Source organism: Enterococcus sp. AZ063 (genome assembly GCF_051715045.1).
Classification (GTDB): domain Bacteria; phylum Bacillota; class Bacilli; order Lactobacillales; family Enterococcaceae; genus Enterococcus_D; species Enterococcus_D casseliflavus.
In genome coordinates, this window is sequence record NZ_JBIOTA010000001.1 from 2,947,249 (window position 1) to 2,964,037 (window position 16,789).

A 16,789-nucleotide genomic window follows, 5' to 3' on the forward strand; every position below is an offset into this window, starting at 1 on the left:
GGATTTATTCCAGTCCATTTCATTATAGAATTGCGGCTATCCCAAGACAATCAAAAGAAAACTGCAATCGGTTGCTTCTTTTTCCATCACTTCCATTGAGTCGTTTCTCTTGGGACAAATGAATTTTTCAAGAGGACGTGTCTTGGTGCGGTTTTGTCTCCTTGTACCTCTTGAAAAAGTAGCTGGGTCGTCCAATCCACCATCTCCTCTAAAGGTCGTGCGATGGACGAAAGCAAAGGGCTAGTACAAAGACAAACATTGGTGTTTTCATAACCAATAACCTGAATCGCTTCACCAATCTTTTTATCCAGTGAATGAAGGGAACGTAAAGCGCAGGCTGCAAAAAAATCGCTTGCCGCAAAAATGCCATCGATAGAAGGCCATTGACGAAAAAGTTGATCAAAGGATGTTTGCGTGACATTTACAAAATCGAGTATGACCTCGTGAACATGGATCTCTGGGTATTGGTCCATCACTTGATAAAAACCAGCTGATTTTTCTTGAACGGAATGTAATGTCTTTGGTCCATTAATGAAGAGGATCTCGCGACAACAATTTTGGCTTAAGATCTGTGCTGCCAACTGTCCACCTGAGGTATTATCCGCAGAAACGGAGGATACTTCATCGCTAAGGACTCTACCCACACTCACTAGAGGTAATTTGAGAACCTTTTGCAACAACGGACCTTGCGTACAAAGGTTGGTACATAAAATTACCCCATCAATATTATTTGCGAGAAACAAGTTCAAAAAATAGGTTTCTCTTTCAGGATTCCCTTGTGTGGTACCAATCATCAAACTATAGCCTTTCTCAATCAGTTGCGACTCGATTCGGGTAATAAATTGATTATAAAAATCATTTTTCAAATCATAGATCAGCAAGCCTATCATCTTTGAGGAATTGTAATAAAAGGACCGTGCTAATTCATTTGGTACATAATCAAGTGCTTGAATTGCTTCTAGCACAATCTGCTTTGTTTCTTCATTGACATATTTTCTGTTATTGATCACTCGTGAGACGGTGGTCACAGATACATTGGCAAGTTTTGCCACGTCTTGCATGTTTGCCATTGGTTCCTCCTTTCGCTCTTTTACATGTCTCGTAAATATTAAATCCTTTTCCATTTGATCCATTATCCGAATGCAACAATCTAAAATACTTCTTTTTATTCTATAATAACAAATTTTACATCATATTTTTTATTTTTATGAAAATAAAAAAGTTGTTTAGATGAAATCTCATCATAAACAACTTTTCTATGCTAGATAAAATTTGCATTCAATGCCAGCGTTTTTTAAGAAAACAAGAAAACTACTCCCGTGTTCTCTTACACAATCATCTACACAAACCCCCAGCTAATTTTTTAAATCTAAGCCTTCAATCAACGCCACCGCACGATCGATCCCAGCGTCTTTTGTTTCTTCTAGCACCACGTAACAGTATGGCTTGTGTTTGATCAGAAGCTGTAAAATTTCTGAATACCGTATTTGTCCTTCGCCTAATGGGACAGGGATCACCTCTTCTCCCGAGAGTTCAAAATCCTTTAGGTGCAAGCAGACGATTTTCTCTCCGAAAAGAGTAAATGCTTCTTCTTCCAATGCGACTTGATCAGCAGCCGTTTTTGCGGTGATCAAATTCGTTGGATCGTAAATGATCCCTAAATAATCAGAAGGAACACGTTCAATCAGCTCGGCGATGCGCTGATTCGAATACAGCGGATGATTCAGTCCGGCTTCGATCCCTACCATGATTTGATATTTTTCTCCCACTCGAACGAGTCGCTGGATCACATGGATCAAGTCTTCAAAAACCTCATCTGAAAAATTCTCTTCACTATATCCCAGTGCGGCAATGACTGAGCCTGTTTCTGAAGCCACCATGCTGGCACCAAAATAACGGGCATGGAATAAATAGCGCTCAAATTTCTGTAAGATTTTTTCTCGTTCCTCTGGTTCGGGATGAATCAAGTTACTATAACAACTTAACAAAGCGATTTGAACGCCTTGTTCTTGGAATTCATTCTTGAAGAAGGTCCCCATACCTGGACTCATCTTTTCAGGAGCACTTAGATCTGGAAAAGACGCATTCAAGGCAAACTGAACGTTTTTTATTTTCTTTGCACCTACCGCTTGTGCTAACTGCTTTGGTGTATATTCTCCTGAGAGGTCATGCCCTCGGATGGCTAAATGAATCATCTGACTCCTCGCTTTCTACTATTTTTTCCCATTCAATAATCAAATTTTCATAAGGTTCTAGCCTATGGTTACCCCGCGCCAGCGCTTCACCTGATAAGCGTTCGAAACCGGGGAGATGTAAGGTAAAGTCAGCTGTCGTCATCCCTAAGTTACTGATCCAGAGTTGGACATGGGTCGCTGACTCTCGGCGATACTTCATCACACCTTCCGAACATTTGATCAACTGGCGCTCTGATTCATAAGGGAAAAGTTCTTTGCGACAAAACGACTGCCATATCAAACTGTCTGGTAAATTGCTAGGTAGCGCACCTAAATAGATGATCTCTCCTTGAGCCAGTTGTTTCTTAGCTAGTAGCGTTTGGTCATTCCCTCGTCCGATCGTTTCCCAATCTTCTGGGCAGTGAAAAACTGTGACCAAATGATCCAAAGGTTCTTTTAGGCCGTCATAGGTTAGCTGATAAGTCAGTCCTTTCACCGTAAACTGCTGGATTTGGTCAAACCCGAGCCATTCTCCTAAACGATCTAAGCCATTCGTCGCTGGCCACGCCAGCTCTTTTGTCCGATCCCCCGTCATCGGGCCTAAAATCAGCTTGCCTCCTGCTTCAGTAAAGGCGGCAAATTTTTTCAACAAGGTAGGACTGATCCAACGAACAAATGGGGCAAGAACAACATCATACTCTTCTAACGGACTATTTTCTTGAATGATTTCTACACGAATTCCTTGCCGAATCAGACTGCCGTAAAATTCGGTAAACAGGCTGCGATAATCATAAACACCCCCATGATCGATCGTGTAAAAACGTTTCGAGTAATCCGAGTAGATAATGGCTATTTTTGCCGATACATACTTCGTTTCCGCTAAAAGTGGTGCGATCTGTTGTCTTAGTTCGCCAATCCGAACTACCTCTTCATACCCACGATCTGGCTCTCCCCAAGCAGTTAACACGGCACTATGGGGTTGCTCCACACCATAGCGATGTCCACGAAAATGCCAAAAGCAGAAGGATTTCAAATTACCAGCATAGCCAATGAACGCTTCACTTGTGACAAACCCATGAGGACGAGGTGCCGCATAATTTTCAATATGACCTGCATTGGCAGTACAAGTTTCTAACAATAACATTTCCTTGTTGCGCGGTTTGACATTCCGCCAACGATCCAAGTTCATCGTATACGCTGGATAGTTGTCTGCCGGTGCATACGTATCAAAACCAGCAATATCTAAATCAGCAAATAGCTCATCATTTTGCAAGTTAAACCCAAAAGCGGAGTTATGGGTAATGGGTAACGCGGTCTCCATTCGGATAAAATGACAAAGATCATGCGCAAACTCATTCAACGTATCGGTGGTAAAACGGCGAAAGGCATTCATCAAGGAAGAATTATGCAAAAATGGGGTCGTTAGCGGCAAGACGACATCCTCAAATGCGTCATACCACTCACTCCACACCTTCGTTCCCCAACACTCATTGAGGTTAGTCACGGATTGATAGCTGTCTTTTAAATACGTATGCCAACGCGTTTGGCACGTCGTACAGTAACATAGATCGACATGACATTTAAACTCATTGTCCAATTGCAACATAACGACATTTTCATGTTTTTCGGCAATCTCAGCGATTTTTCTCGTCAAACGATAGGCATAACGGCGAAAGTCCTCGTTGTTTGTACAGACATGCTGTCTTGAGCCGTGATGCATCTTCGTTCCATCTTGGTTAGTGACCAATGCTTCTGAGTACTGTTTTGTAAACCAGCGGGGTGGGGTCGGCGTTGGAATACATAAGCAAACATCGATGCCATTTGCTTGGTACTGTTCTAGCGCACGTTCCAACAACGAAAAATCATATTCTCCAGGTTGAGGCTCCAAGTCGCGCCACATGAATTCCCCAATTCTAGCAAAATTCATGCCCAACGTTTTCATCGTGTGACTATCACTTTGCATGATTTCTTCCGACCAGACTTCTGGATACATGCAGGCGCCGTAATAAATATCAGGAAACAGTGGTTGCTCATGGAAAAACGCCTGTAGACGAATCGCTACATAGCGAGCGATCATATGCGCCCCGAGCTTTGAAAAGTGGGTATCATCTGCGAGACCTGCAGGATAATTGGGGTGCTCATTCGGTGCTAACCAAACAAAGAGTGCCTTGGAAGCTTCTAGTCCTAATGTGTCATAATAATGATAGGTATAGCGATTTAAATCAAACAAAACTACTTCTTCCGTTCGACTAAGTTCTCTTAAGACAGGTAAAAATGCTGACAACGTATGCGCCAATCGTCCCTCTTCTCCTACCCGCCGTTCAACAGGTGTACACAGGATCGGGATTCCTGCTTTTTCTTTGATTTGACGGATCATGTCTGTCAAATGAGCAATGTACGCCTCCATCGTGACATGATTTTTCTCTTTTTGGTCATTATGTCCAAATTGCAGTAGGACGACTGTATTCGGTTCGACTTCTTGCAGGAGTTGCTCAAACAACCCTTCTTCGATAAACGAACGAGTCGTACTGCCGTTTTTTGCAAAATTGTGTACGTTTACTTCTGGGGATAGATAGCTTGGTAAGGCTTGTCCCCAGCCCATCATTGGCTGTTGATCAAGGGGATAATCCGCCATGGTTGAATCTCCGCCTAGAACGATTTTCATTTCTTTTCTTCCTCCATCTATTTACTATCCGATTTCCAACAGCTTTGACAAGTCTGCTGGTTTTCTTGCTGAACTTAAGCTGTATTAGAAATCGCTTTCTTTTCTATTATACAAAACATTGGCTGACGAAAACATAGAAAAATCAGAGCAAAAGCTGCGAAAATACGAGCTTTTCCGCAGCAACCAACAGTGATCAGCTCTGACCTTTTCGATATTGTCCTGGGGTCATTCCCGTGCACTTTTTAAATAAACGATTGAAGTAACTGGGATTATACCCAAGGTTTTCTGCGATTTCATTGATTTGGTGATCGGTTTCGAGCAGCTGCCGTTTTGCTTCTACGATGCGAACGTTGGTTAAATAATCAATAAAGTTGACCTGCTTGGCACGCTTGAACTCCTTACTCAAAAAGATTGGGTCTACTTCGAAACGATCCGCAACATATTCTAACGAAATTTGTTCATTGCGAAAATCAGATTGGATGTACTCCGCTACTTTTTGGATCATTTCACTATAAGAATTAGCGACATTTTCTTGCCAGAGGATGGAGACGGGCTTTAAGAAATGATGGTACAAAAAGGCTTGGATCTGATTGATGTCTAAAAGTCGTTCGATTCGCTCTAACACAACCGTTTTCGATACATAATCCGTTCGTGAGACACCATTTTCATTTAAAAGGTAATCGACTTGATCATACAGTCGATTGACCACATAGATCACCGCAGCCTGTTGATTGTTTTCTGCCACGACCTGTTCCAAAAACCGCTGGACACTTCGTTGCAATTCTTCATGATAGCCACTTTTCAGCGCTGTTAAAATCAAGTTTTCTTGCGAAAGAGAATACTTCGGCAGCGGACGCATTTTCTCTCCTTGAAGCACTTGATTTTCGGGAATCAACCGTTGCAGATGGATTTGCTTTTTGAGACGTTGGGCAACTTCAGGCAACTTGCGAATCTCAGTTTCTTGTTGCGAACTAACGATGGTGACATAACGACAGACGATCAAATTGATTTGCTTGGTGACCATCGTGAAGTAATCTGTCAGTTGCTGCTCTTGATTGACCACAAAAACCAAAATCCGCCCTTCATTTGACGAAACGATGGTTGATTCTGGGAAAAACATGGCTGTGACATCCGTTATAATGTTTTCTAGCGCAAACAAAATGTGGGTTTCATCTTGTGAATTTGCTTGATTGCTTAATAGATCATTGAGTTGGAAATAAAACAGGCGATACCCTTGGTCACTTAAGCGCCAGTTTTTTTGCTGCAGTAATTGTTGCGATTCTTCCTCTGACAAATAGCCATAATACCCTTCCATCAAATGTTGGATCACTTGCCGCTTCAGCGAATCTTGAAAGCGTTCCGCCTGATTTTGTAGCAATCCTTTTTCCCGACTTAATTGTTGCCAACGGTCCACCAAAAACTCCAGATCGTTTTCTTTTTTCCATTGGGTATTACCAAAGAGCTGATCCATCGTTTTTTCAAAAGGTTGGTATTGTTTTTTTGCCAAAAAGAGACTCATGACTGCCACACAAGCAATAAAAAGAATACTTACGACGATCAGCACTCTAGCCAAATGAGTGACTGGCTCGGTAATCAATGCTAAGGGAACGACGGTATAAAATGTCCATATTTGGTTGAGTCGCGTACTGTTTACGGCGATCATGCTATAATCATTGCCATTGATCGATTCGACCCAGGTTCCTTGATGCTCCTCACTCAGCGGTTGGATAACATTCGCTAAGTTCTGATCGCCAATAAAACGAAAACTCTCATGATTAAAGGAAATCGCTGCGAGACCATTTTCAATTTGAGTATCATAAAAATACTTTAACAATGATTGCTCGTCGATCGTTGCAACTAAAAAAATTTTAGGCTGATCTTCACCTTGGCTATCAATGTTTTGTACAAAAATCAATTCATCCTCTTCTTCAATGATCTTCCACTGATACTGCCTACCATTATCGATCCGATAGCGTTCAAATGCTGTTTTGGTTTGCTCGAGCGTTAATTCATACGTGCCGCCACTTTCAATCCCAAAGGGCGCCTCTCCGAGCGAATAAATACCGATTCGATTGACATAATTGGAGCTATTGGTTAAGTAAAACAATTCTTCCGACAGCTGGATCAACGTCTGATAATTCGTCGTTTCCAATAAATCTTCTTGGTAGCGCCTTTGAAACGATTGCCCCCAAACGCTTAAAGTCACTTCCAGCTGCGAGAACTGTTGGTTGATGTTACTAACGATTCCTTCGACTTGGCGATTGTTTAGTTCTTGATACGATCGTTGTAATGGTCCGATCAAATAGGCATGCAAAAAGATTGCAACGGCTAATAGCGGCACGACGATCCATAGACTGGCTAGCTGCAGTTTTCGATGAAAACCGCCTGTTTTAAAGTACTTCATTCCCAAACACCCTTGTAATAGATTTTATGTAACAAATTGTCATGCGAAAAAACGCATGACAACCTATCCACAACTATTGAAGTGTATCATCCTTTGACGGATCCAATCAGCATTCCTTTGGCAAAATGTTTTTGCAAAAACGGATAGAAGATCAAAATTGGTAAAGTCGCCACAATGATGACTGCAAATTTGATTCCTTGTTCAGGCGGCACATAGTTGGGGTCCATACTTGCTAACGCATTGGCACCACTGGAGGCCATCGTGATCTGTCTTAACAATAACTGAATCGGCCATTTTGCTGAATCGTTGATATAGAGCAATCCACTCATGAAGTCGTTCCAGATACCAACGGCGTAAAAAAGGGTGAAGGTCGCGATCACTGGTTTTGATAAAGGCAAAATGATTTTCCATAAGATCCCTAGTTCCGTACAGCCATCCATCTTGGCGGATTCTTCCAATTCGATCGGCATTTCTTGGAAAAAGTTTTTGATGATCATTAAGTTGAACGGATTGATCGCGATTGGCAAAATCAATGCCCAATAAGAATTGATCAGTCCTAAATTTTTCACCACGATAAACGTTGGGATCATCCCACCTGAAAAGAGCATTGCAAAAATCACGAGATTCAACAAGGTGTTCCGTCCTTTTAGGTGCTTGCGTGATAAAGGATAGGCAAAGGTGAAGGTACAGAAAAGCTGCACCAGCGTGCCAACGATGGTAACGCCGACCGTTACAAGCAAACTACGGATAAAGGTGTTGGTTGAAAAAATAAAGCGATAGGAGTCGAGACTGATCTCATTTGGCCATAAGAAAAACGAACGTGTGGTCAATTCTAACTCCGTAGCAAATGAACCTGCGATCACATAAATAAAAGGAATCACCATGAATAACCCAATCAATGCCAAAAATAGCGCATTAAAAATGTCAAATATTTTCCCTGCCTTCGTATTGTGTAAAGTATCCATCTTTTTCCTCCTTAGTATAAGCCGCTTTCGCCAAAGCGTTTCGCTAATTTATTGGTACAAAGTACGAGGATGATCCCAACGATCGATTTAAATAATCCGACGGCTGTTGAGTAACTGTAAGCGCCATTGGTGATCCCCATCATATACACATACGTATCAAAAACATCTGCTACTGTTCGGTTCAACTGATTGGTCATCAAGAAAATCTGATCAAACCCAGTAGACAAAATCGACCCGATCCGCATGATCAGCATAATGATGATCGTCGAACGAATCGCAGGCAAAGTGATGTGCCACACACGACGAAAACGTCCTGCACCATCCATGATCGCGGCTTCGTATTGTTCCTGATCCACACCTGATAAGGCAGCTAAATAAATAATGGTCCCCCAACCGATCTCTTTCCAAATCGATTGCATTACGATCATGGGGCGGAACCATTGCGGGTCTGAGAGAAAGTCGATTTCAACGCCTGTCAACGAAGCGATAAATTGAGTGATCGCTCCATGATCGATGTTGAATAAGATATGCCAAAGACTAACGACGATCGTCCATGAAAGAAAATGTGGTACATAGACGAAGGTTTGAATGGTCCGCTGAAACAGCTTGTTGCGCAATTCATTCAGTAACAGTGCCAAAAAGATGGGTGCTGGAAACGAAAAGAAGATGTTTAAAAAGGCAATCATCAACGTGTTCCACAAGATCCGAAAGAAATCAGGATTATTGAAGAAATCCATAAAATTTTGTGTTCCGACCCATGGACTATCTGCGATTCCTAAAAAAGGCACATAATCTTTGAAAGCAATGATCAACCCATACATCGGTGCATAACGAAATACTGCAAAATAGATGATCCCGGGAATCGTCAAAATATAGAGCCATTTATTTTGTTTAAAATGGTTGAGAAAACTCCCCCATTGCTCTTTCGTTTTCGGCACTTTTTTTATTGTTGTTTCCATTCATTCTCCTCCTCTAACTCCGCTCCGATCAGTGCTAAACAACAAATCGTATTTAGACCCCACTGTGACAACACATTGGTCGATACCCACGGCATTTCTTTTATTTTTTTCCACGTTGTCGCTGCTTCAATGGTCGCTTCGATCGGCAATGGAACACCCGATTTGTCATTATCAAGCAATAACTGCCAAGCCCTTTGACTGATTGCTTGATCGTTACGCACTCGCCCAGCAAAGGCCATCATCGTCGACGCAAACATTGGCCAGGCAAAATGAGGTTCCGTCAGTCCCCCGTTTGATTCTTCTGCTTTTCTCTCAGGACTCAAGCTATAAAACCAGCCAAACTCCCCTAACATCTCTGTCCACTCGGGGTCTTCCAGCACTTGAGCAAGTTCTAACCAAACTTGCGGCGCCCCAAAGGAGATGACCATGTGATAGCCGCCAAAATTCCCAGTTCCCATATAAGATAAGGTTTTGTCTTGTGGATCAAATAACACTGTGGGACCAGACAATAGGCGCTGGGGCATGGCTTTGATGCAGGTGATGCCGGTGCGAATTTTTTCAAGGTAAACAGGATCATTCGTCCGTTCCCACTGGGTAAACCAGTTCGAGACTAGCGCAGCCCAATCTGGTCCGATGCGAATCGGTATCCGCTTCGTTTCTCGTTCATAAAACTCGCGCATCGGTGGTAACGCATCAAAAGCATAGGTTTCATTGTCTTTGACTTGTTCCATAATCTCCCCAATGCGTTCATCCGCTGTCAAATAGTAGTAGTAGCGATGGAGACCCGCCATTGAAATTCGAACTTCTTTTGCTTGGCAGCCCCAATGAACGACATTATGCCGTGACCCTAATCCTTTGTATTCACCAGCATGATACTGATCGACTTCTGAAGTATGTCTCGTCATGCTTTCAGCCAGATAGTAGACGCTTGGATCACCAGTCCGTAAGAAATCTAGCCAAAGCCACATGTTAGGGACCAATTCAGTGTTTTGCCAAGCGTACCCACCAAGATCGTAGCGCCATTGGTGTCGAAACTGATCATAGGTATGCATGACATCACCATAGTTCCAATAGCCATACCAACTTCTTTGTTGGACTTCTGCTAAATAGAATTGACGCATCTCAGCCAATTGTTGCTCCAGCAACTGTTTCGTTTTCGTTGATTCGTCTGGTAAACTGATCCTGCCAAAAACCTTCGTCTCTTGATAACGCTCTGGCAATGAAACGATCTGGGCAGGTTCTTGGTTTTCTTGAGCTAAGCCCAGCAACACTTCTTCTGACGGGGCTTCTTCATATAGATCCAACCAACAACGCGTCGTATTTGCTACACCAACTGCCGTCGAACGAACCTCTTCCATTCCTTCGTATCCGCTAAGCATATGATCCCGTTTGGAATAGTGCTGAAAATCCATTGGCTTGGCATTCGGTGACCACTGCCACATCGTGATTTGGGTTTCTTTTTGGGTGATGCCTGTCACCTCGATCGCAGATGGTGCTTTTTCCCAAAATTTCTCCATGCTGCAAGCAACGCCGCCGGTTTCTCCCCCAGCGTAAAAGGTACCTGAATAATGCTCGCCATCCCCAATGGGCAACCAACAGTACCCAGCTTCGGTCTGTTTTTCTAATTCAAATGACCGATGATTGATTTGATTGACCCGAAAATTATCCCAAATAGCATTTTCCACCGCATGAGACAGCATCGGCTCGTCCGCTGGGGTCAATGAAACGAGCTGTCCACTGGCTTGTTCTTGATAGGGAATGTTTTGTTGATAGTGTCGCCGTGAAAGTAACAATTGTGCCGCTTCATGATACACAGCATCTGCAATAAATTTGACTTGTCGATTCCAATTTTCACCTGTCAACGCATAATCAAATGCTATCCCCATGCCTTCATAAGCAAGTGGTTTGATGATAATGACCGTATGAATGATTTCCAATTTGCTGATTTCGCGAAAGATACGGAACCGCAAAATAAACTCTTGCACCACTTCTTGATTGATCTCAATGACGCCCGATACTTTGATAACGGCTTTCTCGGAACCATTTTCTTCCAACATCAAGTCCGTTACTTTGGACTGCACCTTTTTGTTTTGGTATTGCAGGATTGCGTGAAGATCTTGCAATTTTTTCTGCCCATTGACCGCTACCCAGTCCAATACATTTTTCCCTTCCCCATGTTTCGGGAAGAAGCCTTTGATCGTACCGTTGTCAAAATAAATACCGTTGTAAGCTTCCCTAGCAATCGCCTGTTTCTTCTGGACACGCTGTTTTCTTTGAAAAAGTAACTGCGTCGTTTCTGCCACCAGACCACTGTGTCCTGTCCATTTCACACTGCCATCTGGCCAGTAAGCCAGTACTTTCGTTTGCAACGGCTCCTCCCCCAGCAAAAACAGTTCCTCACTTAGAACCTCAGGTTGTAAAGCTCCTTTTTCCCAGGGATACCCAAAACTCAGCCCACGTTTTCCCTTAGGTTTATTTTTGAGCCATTTCAATGCCATGTTCGATTTCCTCCTCTTCCCTCTCTGCAGGTTGAACTGCATCGTTTTGTTGCTTTAGCTTTTGTTCATTTTCATCAAATAATTTCAAGTAAATCCCCATTGTGCCAATGATCCACATCCCAATACTTAAAAATGGCAGGAGACCGGGGAGAAAAAAGCTGATCGTACTACAAATCCCAAACCAAAGGACGCCTAAAAAGGTGCCAATAGGTTGAAAAAAAAGAAAGCGTAGCGAAGCGCCTAGGTACTTCTTCGATGGGAGCACATAATATTCGTACATGCTAAGCAATGTATTGATCACAGCGATCGCGACGCATTGGCTAACGATCAATAGGATCAAGCCTGTTTGAGTCAATGCCGCTAAAAATCCTTGCTGGATCACCACCATGGGGCACAAATAAAAGAGAATGATCGGCAAGCCCAAGCGATTCGATCGCCAAAAGTTCCTGCGGTAATACCCAAAGAACGTTTGAAAAAAAGGCGGCGATTCCTGTTTAAGGGTTTTCTTTGCTACGTGGAATCCGGCTTGTACGCTAGGCGCCAGTCCAAAGATGATCCCACCTACTAGTGCACCTATAATAACGGTTACATTTATCAGCAAACAATAAAAGACAAAATCTGCTGCTTGATATGCTTTCTGCCAATTCATCACCGTTCCTCCTCTAAGGAATATACCTTCAAGTCTTTATAGCGGGCCTTCATTGGCGCCATTTGCCGAAATCCGATCGCTCCTTTAGTTAATACGGGACCAAACTGTTCCTCATCAAGGTACCTTAACACCAATAAGTCGTTGATCCAAAAGGAAATCGTTGCACCTACCTTATCGATTCTTAGGTGATAAAACCCTCGGGCATCTGCTACATTCGGAAGTGGGTCTGCGCCTTGAGCGACCAGATGAAACCCATGGCTTTTGCGCAAATTACACGTTTCAAACGCCCGTTCCTCCTCATACTTTCTTCGAAAATAAGAAAGGTGGTAAGCATCGATCCCTCCAGAATGATACTCGGGATATGCCCCGGTTCGTTTGGGTACTCCAGAATCGAAGATCGAGCCACCCTTGCGATTGGCTGCTGCAAAAAAGAGCATACATAAGCCTGGTTCAGCCAGTGGTTGAAACTGCCAGGTGATTCGTAGGTCCGCTGGAAATTGTTGAGGCAGCCATAAAACAAAATGTGGTTGTTTGTTTGATTCTTCAGAATACGTATTCGCCAGAATCATCCCGTCTTGGAAAGTAATTTTGGGCTGTCCTTCAGCAATAAAGTGTTGAATATCTGCTGCTTGATTCAGCGGATTTTCATAGATCAATTTCGCTACCATTTCTTCTTCTCCTTTTATGCGTATATGAGCTACTTTTCTCTTTTCATAGTAAACTTGACCTACATTTCTAACAATTGACTTTTTTTGAATTCCTTGATATCAAGCGTTAGATCAGGGTTTCCACTTGTTTTTTTCCATTTTTTCTTTTCTGATTTCTTACTACCTGTCTCGTCTCACCTGAATAGTACTCCATTTTATTAGCTGAATAATTAGCTGAAAAAAATCATTGAAAAAGAAAAAGGTTGAGAGCAAGATCCACTCAACCTTCTTCGACTGTCGTTATTGTGCTTGATGAAGGGTATTCGTTTCTTCCATCAGCTGCGTGCCTCCTTGATTCTTCCAAAGTTCGATCGCAGCTTCCCAACCCGCTTCATCGATTTGTCCCGCAATAAATTGAACCCGCGCATCACTAATGATCTGATCAAGCTGTGCCCCTTTTGTTACATACGTATCTGTATTATAGGAGGCTGCTGGGTTAAAGACAGCGTGCTCTAAATCAGCTTCCATCAATGACAATCGTTTTTCATAGCTTTCAGTAGCCGCTTCTGTATCAGGCTTAGCAATATAGTACAGGGTATCTTCCGTTACATTCATCCCAATTTGTGAGTACCCTTTGACCGCATTGGCTAACGCTTCAGCTTCTGATCCTTCTAATGCCACGGACATTCCATCCACTACTTCAAAATTGATTCCTTCGATTCCGTTGTTCAGCAATACCTGTGCTTCTTTATCATTTAATTTATCAAGGAACGTCAACACCTCTTTTAGATGTTCCTCTGTCTGGACACTCGACTTAGGAATCGCCAAGAAACCAGAATAGCCATCTGTCGGTAACGCATTCATCGTACCGCTATTATCTTTTAAATTCCCTGTAAAGACGACGAGGTCTTCTTCTCCAGCTTGCAATAATTTATTACTGATTTGTGCTGCTCGTGAATACGTATCAATAATGATCCCACCACGTCGATTGATAAACGGCTCATCCCATTTATCTGCTGCCATAGTTGCAAAATCACGATTGACATAGCCTTGTTCCACCATATCTTTAACAAATTGCATTGATTCTAGGTATTCTGGTTGCATAAAGGATGGCTCTAAAGTGCCATCTTTTTCCACCCAAGCATTTCCTGCCCCAAACCAAGTAGCTAACACATCGTAAGGACTATTTGAATTGATCGAGCCAGGCCATTGGGGAATAATCAAACCAAACGTATCATTTTCACCATTCCCATCGGGATCGTTCTCAGTAAATGCTTTGGCAACCTCATAGAGATCGTCGATCGTTTCGGGTACATCCAAGTTTAAGTTTTCTAACCAATCTTTTCGGATGATCACCGCCGTCCGCATCGCATCACGTTTCCGATAAATTCCGTACACTTTGCCATTCACAGAAGAATTACGCAAAACATCCTCGTTAGATTGAGAGAGATTAGGATAATCAGCTAAATAGTCGGTCAAATCCCAAAAAGCGCCATTTTCTGCTGACTTGATAAACCCTCCTGATTTTCCTTGAATGACCATCACTTCTGGAATATCATCCGAAGCTAACGTAATATTCATTTTATCCTCATAGGATGTATTGGGTGCCCAGGTAATATCAATGTTTTTGCCAGTGTAAGCTTCTAATTGCTTCAAAATCTCGTTGTCACTTGCAGGTGGTTCAGTTTCAATGTACGGCGATAAAATCGAAATCGTATCATAATCTGTTGTGGAACCTGCTTCCTCCTTCCCACATGCCGATAAAAAGGCAACTGATAGTAACCCTAAACCAAGAATCGTACTTAATTTTTTCACTACTTTTCCTCCTTAGATTTTGTTGTTGAGCCCGATTAAATAAACCGCTTTCAATACCAAAAGCATAACGAAAAGCAGGATTTCCAGCAATTGACATTTTTTGTTAATCGTTGATATATGGCTAGATAGGGAGTTTTGCTTTACATTTGCAGGTAACGTAAATTATAGGAAAAAGAATAAATAGTTCTACGTGTTCTTAGTTCGCTCAATCAATCTTATTATCGCAGTTTTTCTGATTCCTATCATTCTTAAATTCTAGTTATAGAAAGCATAGCCTAAGTACTGAAGTTCTTATTCGTTAGAGCTTTGGGAACATCTTATCATGAAAAAAAGACCAACTCATTGGTCTTCTTTGATAATTCATCAGTTTTTTAGTACTAAGCGGATCACCACTCATTCATATTTGACAGAAAAAGTACTACCGCTCATACACATCATTTTGATCCAAGGTTGGCGCTAACGCAGTGACGATCGTTTCCACCATCTTTAAGTTCTCAACCCCTGCAATCTTGCCGAACTCGTCGGCATGGATGGAAAGATTTTTTAATGTTAGATTGCGGATCGGTTCTGCTGGGCTGGCCTCGATGAAAAAAGCACGCACGCTTTGTTGTCCTGTTTTGGTAGCTTGCACGTTTTCAATAGTAATGTCGCAGACCTTTGCTGGACCTACTGGAATAGCTGGGTGTACCATCAATTTGTGCCAATAGTCGGGAATCTCTTCCTCATAATCAGCTGGCAGTTCTGGATAACTATAATCTGGGTACCAATTTGTTTGTAAGAGAAAAGGAAAGCCAACATCCTTCATCGTTAAATCCGAAGCAGTGACCTTGCGTATAAATCCACCTCGATTGTTGGCGGATTTGATCCGAAACCCTGCGCCAGTTTGCTCAAAGACGACTTTTTGGATTTTGATCTCTTCGATCCCACCCGAAGTTTCACTACCAATAGCAATTCCTGAACCATACCCTAACTGACAGTCTTTGATCGTGATTTTCCGACAGCTTCTTTGCTGGGCTATGGCTTCTGCTCCACGTCCCGCCTTGATCGAGATATTGTCATCGTTGCAGGAAATGTGAGCATTTTGAATCGTGACTTCTTCACAGGAATCAATATCGATGCCATCAGTACTAGGCCCTTTTCCATTGTCTATCGTGATGCCGTCGATCAATATGTGGTGAGAATACGTAATTTGGGTATTCCAAAAACCCGACTGTACCGACGAAATATCTTTGATAGTTACTTGCTGACTTTCATAAACAAGGATATTCCGTGGACGCTTGCAATCATAATCTGCTGCCCAGCGTAAGCCTTTCTTTGCATAATCCGCCATCATCCCGCTGGCTTCATCTGTTCCCCAAAACGTTTGCCACCATGTTTCTCCACGACCATCAAGTTTCCCTTTTCCAGAGATCATGACATTTTCTGCGTGAAAAATATTGATCATCGCTGCAGGCCACTTCATATTGATCCCTGCGACCCGATTATTTACTTCGGGATAATCGGCCAGTTCTTGACTACCATACAGAATCGTATCCTCTGAGACAATCAAGTGCACATTGCTTTTTAAAAACAATGCGCCGATTTGATAGGCGCCGGGTGGTGTAATCACTGTTCCCTGCACAGTTGATGCTTGGTCAATTTCTCGTTGCAATAATTGCGTGATGTCTTCCATTCTTGCTTGCCTCCTATGTTTTTGTTTTAAGCTGCAAATAGGTTTGTCGATACCCATGACTTTAAATTTGCGCACTACCAATCTTTTTTCATCTATCATTTCGTTGGATAGAACTGAGTGGTGCTTACTGGCGCTGTCCATCAAGTAAAGCATTCCTCTTGGCACATCTCGTTGTCTTTTCCCATGTGCTTTCTGGCGTCCTTTTTTCCTACATTCTTTACTATAGTCCCCTTAGCGGCAAAAGAAAGTCCTTTTTGATTTCTGGGGATCGTCTTTTTTTGCATCGTCCTTTCTTGTTAGAAAAATGCGCCTTTTTGTCTACAAAAGCAAAAAGGCGCAAC

Annotated in this window: 11 protein-coding genes; all 11 read right to left on the reverse strand. The window is 42.5% G+C overall.

Features of this window, described 5'->3' with window-relative positions:
- Nucleotides 1-86 precede the first annotated feature (86 nt).
- Nucleotides 87-1,070, reverse strand: coding sequence for a LacI family DNA-binding transcriptional regulator (locus IGK61_RS13895; protein ID WP_074535499.1), 984 nt, complete (start codon nucleotides 1,068-1,070; stop codon nucleotides 87-89).
- A 285-nt stretch (nucleotides 1,071-1,355) separates the two neighbouring features.
- Nucleotides 1,356-2,195, reverse strand: a complete 840-nt coding sequence (locus IGK61_RS13900; RefSeq protein ID WP_074535498.1) for a sugar phosphate isomerase/epimerase family protein — start codon at nucleotides 2,193-2,195, stop codon at nucleotides 1,356-1,358.
- Nucleotides 2,167-4,839 carry a beta-galactosidase gene (locus IGK61_RS13905; RefSeq protein WP_074535497.1) on the reverse strand — a complete coding sequence of 891 codons (2,673 nt, stop codon included), beginning with the start codon at nucleotides 4,837-4,839 and terminating at the stop codon, nucleotides 2,167-2,169. The genes IGK61_RS13900 and IGK61_RS13905 overlap by 29 nt, the downstream gene beginning before the upstream one ends.
- A gap of 193 nt (nucleotides 4,840-5,032) precedes the next feature.
- On the reverse strand, nucleotides 5,033-7,243 hold the full coding sequence (locus IGK61_RS13910; RefSeq protein ID WP_010749860.1) for a helix-turn-helix transcriptional regulator: 2,211 nt from the start codon (nucleotides 7,241-7,243) through the stop codon (nucleotides 5,033-5,035).
- Nucleotides 7,244-7,329: 86 nt separating this feature from the next.
- Entirely contained in the window at nucleotides 7,330-8,208 is an 879-nt protein-coding gene (locus tag IGK61_RS13915) for a carbohydrate ABC transporter permease (RefSeq protein ID WP_005234200.1), read from the reverse strand.
- A gap of 11 nt (nucleotides 8,209-8,219) precedes the next feature.
- The gene (locus tag IGK61_RS13920) at nucleotides 8,220-9,167 is read right to left on the reverse strand and encodes an ABC transporter permease (protein WP_005234199.1); all 948 of its coding nucleotides are present in this window, start codon (nucleotides 9,165-9,167) and stop codon (nucleotides 8,220-8,222) included.
- A complete protein-coding gene (locus IGK61_RS13925) occupies nucleotides 9,152-11,665 on the reverse strand; it encodes an exo-rhamnogalacturonan lyase family protein (protein WP_074535496.1) in 2,514 nt (837 codons plus the stop codon). Before IGK61_RS13925 ends, IGK61_RS13920 begins: the two co-directional genes overlap by 16 nt.
- Nucleotides 11,640-12,314 carry a YesL family protein gene (locus IGK61_RS13930; protein ID WP_074535495.1) on the reverse strand — a complete coding sequence of 225 codons (675 nt, stop codon included), beginning with the start codon at nucleotides 12,312-12,314 and terminating at the stop codon, nucleotides 11,640-11,642. The genes IGK61_RS13925 and IGK61_RS13930 overlap by 26 nt, the downstream gene beginning before the upstream one ends.
- Nucleotides 12,314-12,982 carry a DUF1961 family protein gene (locus IGK61_RS13935; protein ID WP_074535494.1) on the reverse strand — a complete coding sequence of 223 codons (669 nt, stop codon included), beginning with the start codon at nucleotides 12,980-12,982 and terminating at the stop codon, nucleotides 12,314-12,316. Before IGK61_RS13935 ends, IGK61_RS13930 begins: the two co-directional genes overlap by 1 nt.
- A 279-nt stretch (nucleotides 12,983-13,261) precedes the next feature.
- The gene (locus IGK61_RS13940; protein WP_074535493.1) at nucleotides 13,262-14,776 is read right to left on the reverse strand and encodes an extracellular solute-binding protein; all 1,515 of its coding nucleotides are present in this window, start codon (nucleotides 14,774-14,776) and stop codon (nucleotides 13,262-13,264) included.
- 418 nt (nucleotides 14,777-15,194) lie between these two features.
- Nucleotides 15,195-16,448 (reverse strand): glycoside hydrolase family 28 protein, encoded by a 1,254-nt coding sequence (locus IGK61_RS13945; RefSeq protein ID WP_074535492.1) that lies wholly within the window; start codon nucleotides 16,446-16,448, stop codon nucleotides 15,195-15,197.
- Nucleotides 16,449-16,789 lie beyond the last annotated feature (341 nt).